Annotated in this window: 13 protein-coding genes; 4 read left to right on the top strand and 9 right to left on the bottom strand. The window is 59.6% G+C overall.

The features are described 5' to 3' along the window. Positions 1 to 3 precede the first annotated feature (3 nt). Both JOE34_RS12180 and JOE34_RS12175 read right to left on the bottom strand, forming a co-directional pair. The gene (locus JOE34_RS12180; protein WP_209995820.1) at positions 4 to 2,358 is read right to left on the bottom strand and encodes an EAL domain-containing protein; all 2,355 of its coding nucleotides are present in this window, start codon (positions 2,356 to 2,358) and stop codon (positions 4 to 6) included. Next, positions 2,358 to 3,029, bottom strand: a complete 672-nt coding sequence (locus JOE34_RS12175) for a hypothetical protein (protein WP_032662805.1) — start codon at positions 3,027 to 3,029, stop codon at positions 2,358 to 2,360. Before JOE34_RS12175 ends, JOE34_RS12180 begins: the two co-directional genes overlap by 1 nt. Positions 3,030 to 3,211: 182 nt before the next feature. Between JOE34_RS12175 and lon the strand changes: the two genes are divergently transcribed. The 4 genes from lon to cmoB all read left to right on the top strand — a co-directional run bounded on the left by lon (position 3,212) and on the right by cmoB (position 8,017). Then, a complete protein-coding gene (lon, locus tag JOE34_RS12170) occupies positions 3,212 to 5,629 on the top strand; it encodes an endopeptidase La (RefSeq protein WP_003412995.1) in 2,418 nt (805 codons plus the stop codon). 195 nt (positions 5,630 to 5,824) lie between these two features. Continuing rightward, entirely contained in the window at positions 5,825 to 6,217 is a 393-nt protein-coding gene (locus JOE34_RS12165; protein ID WP_003425303.1) for a protease inhibitor I42 family protein, read from the top strand. A gap of 100 nt (positions 6,218 to 6,317) precedes the next feature. Then, entirely contained in the window at positions 6,318 to 7,061 is a 744-nt protein-coding gene (gene cmoA / locus JOE34_RS12160) for a carboxy-S-adenosyl-L-methionine synthase CmoA (protein ID WP_010420804.1), read from the top strand. Beyond that, positions 7,058 to 8,017, top strand: a complete 960-nt coding sequence (cmoB, locus tag JOE34_RS12155) for a tRNA 5-methoxyuridine(34)/uridine 5-oxyacetic acid(34) synthase CmoB (protein WP_209995818.1) — start codon at positions 7,058 to 7,060, stop codon at positions 8,015 to 8,017. Before cmoA ends, cmoB begins: the two co-directional genes overlap by 4 nt. An 8-nt stretch (positions 8,018 to 8,025) precedes the next feature. On the opposite strand, the gene pdxJ is transcribed toward cmoB, so the two are convergent. The 7 genes from pdxJ to lepA form a co-directional block, all read right to left on the bottom strand. After that, positions 8,026 to 8,766 (bottom strand): pyridoxine 5'-phosphate synthase, encoded by a 741-nt coding sequence (gene pdxJ / locus JOE34_RS12150; protein ID WP_003405348.1) that lies wholly within the window; start codon positions 8,764 to 8,766, stop codon positions 8,026 to 8,028. Positions 8,767 to 8,825: 59 nt separating this feature from the next. Continuing rightward, entirely contained in the window at positions 8,826 to 9,509 is a 684-nt protein-coding gene (gene recO / locus JOE34_RS12145; RefSeq protein ID WP_209995817.1) for a DNA repair protein RecO, read from the bottom strand. 60 nt (positions 9,510 to 9,569) lie between these two features. Continuing rightward, positions 9,570 to 10,472, bottom strand: coding sequence for a GTPase Era (era, locus tag JOE34_RS12140; RefSeq protein ID WP_003363707.1), 903 nt, complete (start codon positions 10,470 to 10,472; stop codon positions 9,570 to 9,572). Beyond that, complete coding sequence (gene rnc / locus JOE34_RS12135; protein WP_002554906.1) at positions 10,465 to 11,154, bottom strand: ribonuclease III; 690 nt, start codon at positions 11,152 to 11,154, stop codon at positions 10,465 to 10,467. The genes era and rnc overlap by 8 nt, the downstream gene beginning before the upstream one ends. Beyond that, complete coding sequence (locus JOE34_RS12130) at positions 11,151 to 11,528, bottom strand: DUF4845 domain-containing protein (protein WP_003384196.1); 378 nt, start codon at positions 11,526 to 11,528, stop codon at positions 11,151 to 11,153. The genes rnc and JOE34_RS12130 overlap by 4 nt, the downstream gene beginning before the upstream one ends. 114 nt (positions 11,529 to 11,642) lie before the next feature. Then, the gene (gene lepB, locus JOE34_RS12125; RefSeq protein WP_003363711.1) at positions 11,643 to 12,497 is read right to left on the bottom strand and encodes a signal peptidase I; all 855 of its coding nucleotides are present in this window, start codon (positions 12,495 to 12,497) and stop codon (positions 11,643 to 11,645) included. A gap of 9 nt (positions 12,498 to 12,506) precedes the next feature. After that, positions 12,507 to 14,303, bottom strand: a complete 1,797-nt coding sequence (gene lepA / locus JOE34_RS12120; RefSeq protein WP_003413009.1) for a translation elongation factor 4 — start codon at positions 14,301 to 14,303, stop codon at positions 12,507 to 12,509. Positions 14,304 to 14,381 lie beyond the last annotated feature (78 nt).

Here is a 14,381-nt window from a genome sequence, read left to right as displayed (position 1 = left end):
GGATTAATTCACCATAAGACCGGGTGAGGCCTGATACGTAGCAATCCATGCCTCGAACGCCGACGCGGTCAGCGGTCGACTGATCAGGTAACCCTGGGCCGTATCGCAGTGCCAACGCCGGAGCAGGTCCAGGCTGTGTTGATACTCGACACCTTCTGCCACCACCTTCAGTCCGAGGTTGTGGCTCATTTCAATGGTCGATCGCACGATCACTGCGTCTTCACTGGTTTCATCCAGGTTGCGCACGAAAGACTGATCGATTTTCAGCTCTTGTACGGGCAGACGTTTCAAGTGGGCCAATGACGAGTAACCGGTACCGAAATCGTCGATCGACAGGCTGATGCCGCAATCGCGCAGGCGATGCAGGACGATCAGTGCCTTTTCCGGTTCGCTCATGACGGCGCTTTCGGTGATCTCGAATAACAGTTGTTCGGCAGGTACGGCGTATTGCTTGAGCAGTTTCACGACATAGCCGACCAGATCATCACCCAGCAGGTCATCAGCGGAAATGTTTACCGATACCTGCAGGACCAGACCGCGCTTGCGCCATTCGGCCAGCTGGCGCATCGCCTCTTCGATCACCCAGTTGGTCAGCAGGTAAATGCTCCCGGTGCGCTCGGCGAGGACGATGAATTCAGCGGGCGAGACACTGCCGAACTGCGGATGAGCCCAGCGCAATAGCGCTTCGGCCTGACGCACATAGCCCTGGCGGATATCCAGCTTGGGCTGGTAATGCAGCATCAATTCGCCATTCTGCGCGGCCTTGCGCAGGTCACGAATGAGCGTGATCTGTCGCTGGTGAGCCAGGTCGCGGCCATCCTGATAGATCTGCAGGCGACCGGGGAGGAACGCGGCGTCCTTGCGGGCAATTACCGCACGGTTGAGCAATTCCTGGGCGGAGTCACCGTGCTCCGGGTACACCGTGATACCAATGCAGCATTCAAGCTCCAGCTCATGATTGTCGATACGCTGCGGCTCACTCAGCAGCCGCTGCACAGCGTCAGCCATGCCCACCGCGCCAGCGCTGGCCGTGTTGTCCAGCAGCAGCAGAAACTCATTGGCTCCCAGACGCGCCACGGTATCGCCTGCGCGCAGATTACCTTGCAGGCGCTGGCCCACCTGTCGCAACAACTGGTCCACGCCTTCGGCGCTCACGCTTTCGCTGACCGTAGCGAGGTTCTCGACACTCAGAGATAGCAGGGCAACTGCACGATCTGCGGCAATCGAACTGCCCAGACGCTCCATCACCAGCGCCCGGTTGGGCAGCCCGGTCAGGTTGTCGTGCAGGGCGTTGTGGGCCAATTGCCCCTCACGCACCGCAATGCCTTGCTGCATGGTGTTGATCGCGTCGGCGAGCATGCCCAGTTCATCACTGCGGACCAAGGTGACCGGGGTTTTATAGTCGCCATCACCAATACGCTTGGCCGCCGTGGCCAGGACCTGAACCGGCAGCGAGACGCTTCGCGCCAGCGCCAGGGTGCCGATCAGCGAAGCCACCAGGGCGGCCATGGAAATCCAGAAGATCTTTTGATTCAGTGGCGCGAATGCCTGATAGGCCTTGTCCAGAGGGCTCTGCAACAGCGCGATGACCTGCCCGTCGCCGCCATTGTTGGTGTTGGCGAGCATCAGCGTCTGGCTGAGAAAGTTAAGGTTCGATTGCTCGGTGAGCAGCATCTGGCCTTCCGAGGAACTGCGCATCAGCTCGATCAGGCCCGCGTGCAGGGCCTCCGGCTGGGTACTGATCAGATCACCGTTCTTGCCGTCTTCTACAGTGAGAAAAGACACTTCCAAGCCGCTGAGCGAACGCAGCTCTTCGGCAATATCGCTGTCGATGGTAAAGCCCATGACCACGCGGCCTATCGGCAACGGTGCGAGAACGGTGCTCTCCACCAGCAAATGCGGGTCTCCGCCGCCGGGCACAATGAGCACTGACTGACCGGCACGTTTGGCGTTGCGCAGGGCCTGGTCATAGACAAACCTGGAACCCTCGGGAACTTTCTGTACGGTGCTGGCAATCACTGTGCCATCCATGCCCAACAGGAACATGTCGCTGGCATTGATGCGTTTGCCATGGTTGAGCAACACCGAGCGAATGGTCGAGGAGTCGGCACTGGCCACCGCGTCGCGAAAGCCGAAATCGGCTGCAACCAATTGCACGGTGTCACGCAGACGTTTGCCGCGCAGATCGATCAGCCGTTCGAACACACGACTGCCCACCTCCAGTTGCGCCTGAGCCTGAGTGCGTACCGCCTCCTCTGTTGCAACCTTGACGGCGATGTAGACCGCACTCACGACAATCAGCAACAGGACAATCAGCACCCCGGCGATGCGCGCCTGAAAGCTGGCTTTAAATTTCATTAATGCGTGGCCTTATGGAAAGCGTCACCGAAGCCGCCAGATGCGGGCTTGCCGGGTTTGTCCTCAGCTTGCATTTCAACCGCGAGGTTAAAACGCTGGGAGAGCCCGGCGGCAGGCACCTCGAACTCGCCGCCCGATACCGGCTGCATGTCCGCGATCTGCGGGTGCCAGAGGGTGGCGTTGTAGTGCCCGGCGGGCATCTGATCGAGCTTGAGCTGGCCGTTGCTGTCGGTCACGCCGAACCATGGCTCGTCGGTGACGTAGATGTAACCGACCATCCAGTCGTGGATGTTGCAGCCCAGCACCACCACGCCGGGTTTGTCGAACAACAGCGGATCCGAGGGCGTGCCCTCGTAAAGTCGCAACTCGAAGCGCTTGGCCGGAGAAAAGGAGTAGACCTGGTGGCGAATGTTGTCGCTGTTGGGAAACTTGACCTGAGTGCCGGTGTGGATGGCCAGTACATGTGGCGCGAATTCCTGATCACGCTGGTCCATTGATGCCTTCAACGCAACGGGTGACGGATCGGGCGGCCCTTTGAGGGTGACCACCGCATCCGCAAGAGGCTTGCCCTCCTTGTCCATCACCTGCGCGGTAAAGGTGGCAGCCGATGCGCTCGCAGCCGAGGCTACGCACAGTCCGGCCAGTAATGCCGATATAAATACGTTGGTCATACCTGATTCAACCCATAACGGCAGCGCCGTAAATGAAATAAGCCCGCTCTTTTCTACCCTGACAGGCCCCACCACTCATAAATAGCGGTTTTCCAATCGCTTTACAGACTATCGACCAAGACTATTGAAACCTGAGAGCCACCGCCCCATCTAAGAGCCATGTTCAACTTCTCAGGTGCCCCATGAACGACCAGCAGACAGACTCGCCAGATTTGCCCAACGACGCAGACGAGCACGATGTGTCTCTGAGTTCCGACAGCACCTCGCTTGCCTTGCCCGGCCAGAACCTGCCCGACAAGGTTTACATCATTCCGATCCACAACCGTCCGTTCTTTCCGGCGCAGGTCCTGCCTGTCATCGTCAATGAAGAGCCGTGGGCCGAAACGCTGGAGCTGGTCAGCAAGTCCGAGCATCATTCGCTGGCGCTGTTTTTCATGGACACTCCGCAGGAAGATCCACGCCACTTCAAGACTGACGCACTCCCCGAGTATGGCACTCTGGTCAAGGTTCACCACGCCAGTCGCGAAAATGGTCGTTTACAGTTCGTCGCGCAGGGCCTCAGCCGTGTGCGCATCCGTACCTGGCTCAAGCATCATCGCCCGCCGTATCTGGTAGAAGTCGAATACCCGCAGCAGCCCAATGAGCCGACCGATGAAGTGAAGGCCTACGGCATGGCCCTGATCAACGCGATCAAGGAACTGCTGCCGCTCAACCCGCTGTACAGCGAAGAGCTGAAGAATTATCTCAACCGTTTCAGCCCCAATGACCCCTCGCCGCTCACCGATTTTGCCGCTGCCCTGACCTCCGCCACCGGCGTCGAATTGCAGGAAGTACTCGACTGTGTGCCGATGCTCAGGCGCATGGAGAAGGTCCTGCCGATGCTGCGCAAGGAAGTCGAGGTTGCACGCCTGCAGAAGGAAATCTCTGCCGAGGTGAACCGCAAGATCGGCGAGCATCAGCGGCAGTTCTTCCTCAAGGAACAGCTCAAGGTCATTCAGCAGGAACTGGGCCTGAGCAAGGACGATCGCAGCGCCGACATCGAACAGTTCGAGCAGCGTCTGGAAGGCAAGACCCTGCCGCCACAGGCGCGCAAGAAGTTCGACGAAGAAATCGGCAAGCTCAAGGTGCTGGAAACCGGCTCGCCCGAATACGCTGTGACTCGCAATTACCTGGATTGGACCAGCTCGCTGCCGTGGGGCATCTACGGTGCCGACAAGCTGGACCTCAAGCACGCGCGCAAGGTGCTCGATCAGCACCATGCCGGGCTTGACGACATCAAGGCGCGGATTCTGGAATTCCTCGCCGTCGGTGCCTACAAGGGTGAAATCAGCGGTTCGATCGTGCTGCTGGTCGGCCCGCCAGGCGTGGGCAAGACCAGCGTCGGACGCTCGATTGCCGAATCGCTGGGGCGGCCGTTCTATCGCCTGAGCGTGGGCGGCATGCGCGACGAGGCCGAAATCAAGGGCCACCGCCGCACCTACATCGGTGCGCAACCGGGCAAGCTGGTGCAGGCGCTGAAAGACGTTGAAGTCATGAACCCGGTCATCATGCTCGATGAAATCGACAAGATGGGCCAGAGCTATCAGGGCGACCCGGCATCCGCGCTGCTGGAAACCCTGGACCCGGAACAGAACGTCGAGTTTCTCGATCACTACCTGGACCTGCGTCTGGACCTCTCCAAGGTCCTGTTCGTGTGCACGGCCAACACGCTGGACTCGATCCCCGGCCCGCTGCTTGACCGGATGGAAGTGATCCGCCTGTCCGGCTACATCACCGAAGAGAAACTGGCGATTGCCAAGCGGCATTTGTGGCCCAAGCAGTTGGCGAAAGCCGGCGTTGCGAAAAACAAGCTGAGCATCAGTGACAGCGCACTGCGCGCCGTCATCGAAGGCTACGCTCGCGAAGCCGGTGTGCGGCATCTGGAGAAGCAACTTGGCAAACTGGTGCGCAAGGCGGTGGTCAAACTGCTGGATGCGCCCGATTCGGTGATCAAGATCGGACCGAAAGACCTCGAAGCGTCGTTGGGCATGCCGGTGTTCCGCAGCGAGCAGGTGCTGTCCGGCACTGGCGTGATCACCGGTCTGGCCTGGACCAGCATGGGCGGCGCCACCCTGCCGATCGAGGCGACGCGCATTCATACCCTTAATCGCGGCTTCAAGCTGACCGGCCAATTGGGCGATGTGATGAAGGAGTCGGCCGAAATTGCCTACAGCTACGTCAGCGCCAATCTGTCGAAATTTGGTGGTGACGCGAAGTTCTTCGATGAGGCGTTCGTGCACGTACACGTCCCCGAAGGTGCCACCCCGAAAGACGGCCCGAGTGCGGGTGTGACCATGGCCAGCGCCTTGCTGTCCCTGGCCCGCAACCAGCCGCCGAAAAAAGGCGTCGCCATGACCGGCGAACTGACCCTGACCGGGCACGTCCTGCCTATCGGCGGCGTTCGCGAAAAAGTCATTGCCGCGCGGCGCCAGAAAATCCACGAACTGATCCTGCCGGAGCCTAACCGTGGCAACTTCGAAGAGCTGCCGGACTATCTGAAGGAAGGCATTACCGTGCACTTCGCCAAACGCTTTGCGGACGTGGTGAAGGTGTTGTTCTAGAGCTTGATACTGCGCATGCCCCCACGCTGAATGGGCACAAGAGGTGTTCTATCGGGCGCCTCTCGTGCCGCACGCTCGAGCGTGGGGATGCAGTTCTGGACGCTCTGCGTCCGATCCAGAGCGCGACTGTCCTACTCCCCCACAAAACTCCGATCAGTTATCCTTGCGCCTCGTCTCGCAATACCGGAATTTGCCATGACCCCTGCCCGTTTCATTGCCCCGCTGAGCCTTGCGCTGCTGACGGCGTGCGCTCAGACGCCGAAAAACATTGTGTCCATCGACACGCAAAGCGACTGCCCGCTGACTCTCACGCCCGGACAGACGCTGATCCTGACCCTGCCCAGCAACCCGACCACCGGCTTTCGCTGGCTGACCCAGAACCCGGCCCAGAATATCCTGCGCAGCCTGGGGCCTGAGGTGTATGCCAACGCCGAGAGCAAGGAAATGGTCGGCAACGGCGGGCAATCGGTCTGGCGCTTCAAGGCCACCGATGCCGGGACCGGCCGGCTGATGATGGTTTATCAGCAACCCTGGGCACCCGAAGTCGCCCCGGAGCAGACCTTCGAGTGCGCCATCAGCGTGAAATGAGGCGTTGCGCACGGCTTGTCCGACTGCACGTACTGCATCATGCATCCCGGCGGCAAGTTGGCTAGAATGCCCGCTTTTCAAAGCCTTCGCCGGAACCGCCGTGAGCAAAGAAACCGACCGCATTTTCGCCCAGCCGCTGACCCAGGTGCCTGACTTCGCCTTCAACGAAGACGTGGTGCGGGTATTCCCGGACATGATCAAACGCTCGGTGCCCGGCTATCCGACGATTGTCGAAAACCTCGGTGTGCTGGCCGCGCAATTTGCACAGCCAAACACCGTGCTCTATGACCTGGGCAGCTCTCTGGGCGCCGTCACTCAGGCGCTGCGCCGCCATGTACGCGGCGAGGGTTGTGAGGTCATCGCGATAGACAACTCCAGTGCCATGGTCGAGCGTTGCCGTGAATACCTTAACGCGCAGGACTCCATGTTTCAGGAGTTGCTGCCGGTGCAGGTCCTCGAAGGCGATATTCTCGCGCTGACGTTCAAACCCGCCTCGGTGGTGGCGCTGAACTTCACCCTGCAATTCATCGCTCCCGAACAACGCCTGGCATTGCTCGGGCGCATTCGTGACGCACTGGTGCCCGGCGGCGCGCTGATCCTCTCGGAAAAGCTGCGCTTCGACGATCAGCAGGAACATGCGCTGTTGACGGACCTGCACATCGCCTTCAAACGCGCCAACGGCTACAGCGAACTGGAAATTGCCCAGAAGCGCAGCGCCATCGAAAACGTCATGAAACCCGACAGCCTCGAAGAACACCGCCAACGCTTGCTTGCCGCAGGTTTTTCCAAGGTGGTGCCGTGGTTTCAATGCCTTAACTTCACCTCGTTGATTGCCCTGCCATGATTGATCTCGCCCCCCTCGTCCGTCGTCTGGCGGGAACCCCTCTGGCCGATTGGGCCAATGGCCTGCAGGCCCAGCTCGATACCAAGATGGCCAAGGGTCACGGTGATCTGCAGCGCTGGCAAAGTGCGCTGGATGCCTTGCCCGACCTGCAGCCCGAGCGAATCGATCTGATCGACAGTTTTACCCTGGAAGCCGAGTGCAACGGCGAGACCCGCACCGTCCTGCGCAAGGCACTGCTGGGCCTGTCACCGTGGCGCAAGGGGCCGTTCAATGTGTTCGGCGTGCATATCGACACTGAATGGCGCTCGGACTGGAAGTGGTCGCGGGTTTCGCCACACCTGGACCTGAAGGGCAAACGCGTTCTGGATGTGGGTTGCGGTAACGGTTATTACCAATGGCGCATGCTTGGCGCCGGGGCCGACAGCGTGATCGGGGTCGACCCCAACTGGCTGTTCTTCTGTCAGTTCCAGGCCATGCAGCGCTATCTGCCTGATCTGCCCGCCTGGCACCTGCCCTTCGCGCTGGAAGACCTGCCCGCCAACCTGGAAGGTTTCGACACGGTGTTTTCGATGGGCGTGCTGTATCACCGCAAATCCCCCATCGACCACCTGCTGGCCTTGAAAGACTGCCTGATAAAAGGCGGCGAGCTGGTGATGGAAACCCTGGTAGTGCCGGGTGATGTCCATCAGGTGTTGGTCCCGGAAGATCGTTATGCGCAGATGCGCAATGTATGGTTCCTGCCTTCAGTGCCTGCTCTGGAGTTATGGATGCGCCGTGCCGGCTTCACCGATGTGCGTTGCGTCGACGTCAGCCACACGACGGTCGACGAACAACGCAGCACCGAATGGATGCGCTTCCAGTCCCTGAGCGACTATCTGGACCCCACCGACCACAGCAAGACAGTCGAGGGCATGCCTGCCCCCATGCGTGCGGTGATCGTGGGGCGCAAGCCCTGAGGGAAGAGTTATCTGGCCGCAGCCACGATCAACGCCTTCATCTCGGCCACTGCCGCCTTGAAGCCGACGAACAGAGCATGAGCCACCAGCGCGTGGCCGATGTTCAGTTCGTTGATGCCCTTGATCGCGGCGACCGCTTCGACGTTGTGATAATGCAGGCCATGACCGGCATTGACGATCAGCCCTTGGGCGAGACCAAACGCGACACCATCGGCGACCCGCTGCAGTTCTTCGGCAACTTCAGTCGGGGTCTGAGCATCGGCATAGCGACCGGTGTGCAGTTCGATGGCGGGTGCACCGACGCGTTTTGAAGCGGCGATCTGACGCTCGTCGGCGTCGATGAACAGTGAAACCTCGCAGCCAATCTTCGCCAGTCGCTCGACCGCCGCCTTGATCCGCGCTTCCTGCCCTGCCACATCCAGACCGCCTTCGGTGGTCAGCTCCTGCCGTGTCTCAGGCACCAGACAGATGTGCGCCGGGCGAATGCGTTCGGCGAAGGCGAGCATGTCTTCGGTCACGCCCATCTCGAAATTCATGCGGGTCTGCAAGACGTCCTTGAGCAGCAGGACATCGCGCTCCTGAATGTGTCGGCGGTCCTCACGCAGGTGAACGGTGATGCCGTCGGCGCCTGCCTCTTCGGCGTCCAGGGCAGCCTTGACCGGGTCCGGGTAACGCGTGCCACGGGCCTGACGCAAGGTGGCTACGTGGTCGATGTTCACGCCGAGAAGGATACGAGTGCTGTGGGTCACGGTGGTCTCCAGAAAAATGGGCGAGCTGGTCGAAGCAGGCTGTAGAGAATAAAGCCTGATCACGGCTTGCGAAACAGTTCACGACTGACTAAAGGGCGACCGCCCAAGTGAACCGCCAGCGCCTGACGCATCAGGCGCTTGGCAGCGGACAATGCGCCGGGGACGCTCCAGTCCGCTTCGGACATGGCCAGTAATTCCGCGCCCTGAAACAGACCGGGCTGAAGCAAGTACACACGCTCGAGCCCGGCATCGACCTGCAGACGATACATGCCATCAATGGCCAGCGGTTCGCCGTTGATGTCGGCGTCCATCGCGAAGCCATAGCCCAGTTCATCCAGCAAGCGCCATTCGAACGAACGCAGCAATGGCTCCAGTGGACGCCCCAGAGAAAGGGCCAGCAGCGTGGCAGCGTAATGTTCGAACACGGCAGGATGAGGGTCTTCGGCAGGCAACAGGCGAATCAGCAGCTCGTTGAGGTACATGCCGCTGAACAGCGCTTCGCCGGTCATCCAGGTGGCGACGCCGGCGCTTTCCATGCGACCGACATTCTTCAGCTCGCCCCGCCCTCGAAACTCGACCTCGAGGGGCACGAACGGACGTGCCAGCGAACCGGCTTTGCCCTTGGCACTGCGCAGCACGGCACGCAGACGGCCCTGAGGCGTGAGGAAGTCGACCAGCGCGCTGTTTTCGCGATACGCACGGCTGTGGAGCACATAAGCAGGTTGGCCGGTAGGCGTGCTCATCAGGCTGGCTCGAAAGGGAAGTGTTCGCCCGACCATAGCAAGGTCGGGCGAAAGGACAGCTTAGAGGTCGCCGTAGCCAAGGGAACGCAGTGCGCGCTCGTCATCGGACCAGCCACCTTTGACCTTGACCCACAGGTTGAGCATCACCTTGGAGTCGAACAGCAGTTCCATGTCACGACGCGCGTCACTGCCGATGCGCTTGATGCGATCGCCCTTGTCGCCAATGATGATCTTCTTCTGTCCGTCGCGCTCGACGAGGATCAGCGCATGGATATGCAGGGTGCGGCCCTGCTGCTTGAATTCTTCGATCTCGACGGTGATCTGATACGGAAGCTCGGCGCCCAACTGGCGCATGATCTTCTCGCGAACCAGTTCGGCAGCCAGAAAGCGGCTGCTGCGATCGGTGATCTGGTCTTCGGGGAAGAAGTGGTCGTTCTCGGGCAGGTGCGAGGCAATCAGGCTTTCCAGCGCTTCGAGGTTGTGGCCATGCTGCGCGGAGATCGGCACGATGGACGCATTCGGCAACTGGCCCTGCAGCCACTCCAGATGCGGCATCAGGTCGCTCTTGTCCTCGATGCGATCGGTCTTGTTGATCGCCAGGATGACCGGCCCCTGCACATACTGAACACGCTCCAGAACCATCTGGTCTTCGTCTGTCCAGCGGGTGCGATCGACGACGAAGATGACCACGTCGACGTCCTTCAGCGCCGCCGAAGCGGTCTTGTTCATGTAACGGTTGAGCGCTTTCTCGCCATTCTTGTGCATGCCGGGGGTATCGACATAGATCGCCTGCACGGCGCCCTCGGTCTTGATGCCCAGCATGTTGTGGCGCGTGGTCTGCGGCTTGCGCGAGGTGATCGCGAGCTTCTGACCGAGAATGTGGTTGAGCAGCGTGGACTTGCCTACGTTGGGACGGCCGACAATGGCAACATAGCCACAGCGTGTTGCGGTTGTATCATTCATGACCGTTCTCCACGCCCAGGGCGATGAGTGCTGCTGCGGCGGCTACCTGTTCGGCAATCCGGCGGCTGACACCCTGTCCTCGGCTTTTTTCATTCAATAGGTTGATCTCGCATTCGACGAAAAACGTCCGGCAATGCGGTTCGCCCTGGATATCCACCACCTCGTAACGCGGCAGTTCGCAGGCCCGCGACTGGAGAAATTCCTGCAGTCGGGTCTTGGGGTCCTTGTTGGTGTCCACCAGCGTCAGGCTGTCAAACTCGGTTGTCAGCCAGGCCAGGACGCGCTCGCGCGCCGCCTCCATGCCCGCATCCAGGTAAATCGCCCCGATCAGTGCCTCGAGCGCGTCGGCGAGAATCGACTCACGACGGAAACCACCGCTTTTCAACTCGCCCGAACCAAGGCGCAGATATTCGCCCAAGTCAAAACCACGGGCCAGCAACGCCAGAGTCTCGCCCTTCACCAGCCGCGCCCGCAAGCGGGACAACTGGCCTTCGCGAGCCTGGGGGAAACGCTCGAACAGCGCCTCGCCAGCCACGAAGTTGAGAATGGCATCACCGAGAAACTCCAGACGCTCATTGTTGCGACCGGCAAAACTGCGATGGGTCAGGGCCAGGACCATTAGCTCCTGATCCTTGAAGGTGTAGCCGAGCTGACGCTCAAGGCGGCTCAAGGATACGCTCACGGTTTACCCACGCTGAATTGCTTGTCGAACTTCAACACCAGATCGATGTTCTGGAACCACGGTTCACGCTGCTCATAGTTCAAATGAGCCTGGAACGCATTGTTCTCCACCGTCACTTTCAACGCCTTGTTCAAATCTATATCCCGAATGCTGTTGACCTGCATGTTCTTACCGACATAACCGTAAAAATCGTCGACCGTGGTGATGTCCAGGGTCTTGTTGGTGTCGACCGCTTCGATGATTTTCTTCATCGTCATGTAGTCGAGGTAGTGCGGGACCAGCTTGAAGGCCGTGCTCGTCGCAAACGCGACCAGCGCCAGCACTAACAGCCAGCCCACGAAAGAAAAGCCTTTTTGAGAAGTAGAGAACGTCATGTTCGACTTCGACCTCAAGAGTGCAACGCCTCCTGACCGGGTCGACTCATGCTTCAGAGGCGTTTCCAGTCAGCCCAAATGACATACGGCGCTGCTCAGGCAGCGCCGCATCGATTACTTGATCAGCCCTACGCGCGCAAAATTGGGGAAGTGGCTCAGTTTCGGCTCGGGCCAGCTCATCCACACCGCGAACGCCTTGCCTACGATGTTCTTGTCCGGGACCATGCCCAGCTCATCCTTGGGAATGTTGGGATCATCCCAGTAACGGCTGTCGTTGGAGTTGTCACGGTTGTCGCCCATCATGAAGTAGTGCGCGGCAGGCACGGTCCATTCACTGTCAGGCGGCGCGCGGTAGCGGCTCATTTCCTGACGGATCTGATGTTCGACTTCGCCCAGCTGCTCTTCATAGAGTTCCGCGCTGCCCAGTGTACCGGGCTCGGTGCCGATCAGCTTCTTGGCGACCAGCTCGCCATTGATGAACAGCCGCTTGTCGCTGGTGTAGCGGATACGATCACCCGGCAGACCGACGACGCGCTTGATGTAATTGACGCTCGGGTCGCTCGGATAACGGAACACCATCACGTCGCCACGCTGCGGATCACCGATCTGAATCACCTTCTGATCCAGTACCGGCAGGCGAATGCCGTACGCGAACTTGTTGACCAGAATGAAATCACCCACATCCAGTGTCGGCTTCATGGAGCCCGAAGGAATCTGGAACGGCTCGACCAGAAACGAACGAAGCACCAGCACGATGAACAACACCGGGAAGAACGATTTGCCGTACTCGACCAGCAAAGGCTCTTTGTTCAAGCGCTCCACGACAGCAATGTCAGGTTCGCCCACGCTGCCCTGATAGTTGGAAATGGCAGCCCGGCGACGAGGCGCCAGGATGACCAGATCAATCAGTGCAAGCACGCCACAGACGAAGACAGCGATGACCAACAACAGCGGGAAATTTAGTGACATAGGACCTGACTATTCCAACCTGAGCACTGCAAGGAAGGCTTCCTGTGGAATTTCCACGTTGCCGACCTGCTTCATGCGTTTCTTACCGGCCTTTTGCTTCTCCAGCAATTTACGCTTGCGGCTGACGTCGCCGCCGTAGCATTTGGCCAATACGTTCTTTCTAAGCGCCTTGACGGTTGTCCGGGCCACAATCTGACCGCCGATAGCCGCCTGAATTGCCACGTCGAACATCTGTCGAGGGATCAGCTCTTTCATCTTCTCGGTCAACGCACGCCCTTTGTAGTGTGCATTGTCGCGATGAACGATCAGGGCCAGGGCGTCGACCTTCTCGGCGTTGATCAGAACGTCGAGCTTGACCAGATTGGCCGACTGGTAACGATCAAAATGATAATCCAGCGAAGCATAACCGCGGCTGACAGACTTGAGACGATCGAAGAAGTCGAGAACCACTTCGTTCATCGGCAAATCGTAGCTCACCTGAACCTGCGTGCCGAGGAACAGCATGTCGTGCTGTACGCCACGTTTTTCGATGCACAACGTAATGACGTTGCCCAGGTGCTCCTGCGGCACAAGAATATTTGCGCGAACGATGGGCTCGCGCATGTCTTCAATGGCCGACAGGTCAGGCAGCTTGGAAGGGTTATCGACGTAAATCGTTTCGCCGGTCTTCAGCAACAGCTCGAAGATTACGGTTGGCGCGGTGGTGATCAGGTCGAGATTGTACTCACGCTCCAGGCGTTCCTGGATGATCTCCATGTGCAGCATGCCGAGGAAGCCACAGCGGAAGCCGAAGCCCAGCGCGTCGGAGCTCTCGGGCAGGTATTGCAGTGAAGAGTCGTTAAGCGTCAGCTTTTGCAGCGCTTCACGGAAGTCTTCGAAGTCGTCCGAGCTGACCGGGAACAGGCCTGCGTAGACTTGTGGCTGAATACGCTTGAAGCCGGGCAGTACGTCGACGTCGGGAGTGGTGCTCAGGGTCAGGGTGTCACCGACCGGCGCACCGTGAATGTCCTTGATGCCGGCGATGATGAAGCCTACTTCGCCCGCTTTCAGATCGACGGTCGCCGAGTGCTTGGGGTTGAACACGCCCACGCTGTCGACCAGATGCAGCTTGCCGGTCGACTTGACGAGAATCTTGTCGCCCTTCTTGACGCGGCCGTGGCGCACACGCACCAGAGACACGACGCCCAGGTAGTTGTCGAACCAGGAGTCGATGATCAACGCCTGCAGCGGATCTTCGATATTGCCGGTCGGTGCAGGAATGGTTGCGACCAAGCGCTCGAGGACCTCGTCAACGCCCATGCCGCTCTTGGCGCTGCACGCCACGGCATCGGTGGCGTCGATGCCGATGATCTTCTCGATCTCTTCCTTGACGCGGTCCGGATCGGCCTGTGGCAAGTCCATCTTGTTCAGTACCGGCATGACCTCAAGGCCCTGCTCGATGGCGGTGTAGCAGTTGGCGACCGATTGCGCCTCTACGCCCTGCCCTGCATCGACCACCAGCAACGCACCTTCGCACGCGGCCAGGGAACGGCTGACTTCGTAGGTGAAGTCGACGTGCCCCGGGGTGTCAATGAAGTTCAGCTGGTAGGTGATACCGTCTTTGGCCTTGTAATACAGGGTAACGCTATGGGCTTTGATGGTGATCCCGCGCTCGCGCTCAAGATCCATGGAGTCGAGCACCTGCGCTTCCATTTCGCGCTCGGTCAGGCCGCCGCACATTTGAATGAAGCGGTCGGCCAGCGTCGACTTGCCATGGTCAATGTGGGCGATGATGGAGAAATTGCGGATATGACTCAAATCACTCACGGATCAACACTCAAAAAGGTTGCAGGCAGATTGCCCGCCGAAAAATAGCCGGGAATTGTACCTGAACTAAGCAAGAGG

The organism is Pseudomonas sp. PvP028 (assembly GCF_017832255.1).
Taxonomy (GTDB): domain Bacteria; phylum Pseudomonadota; class Gammaproteobacteria; order Pseudomonadales; family Pseudomonadaceae; genus Aquipseudomonas; species Aquipseudomonas syringae.
This window is presented reverse-complemented; position numbering and strand designations above follow the sequence as displayed.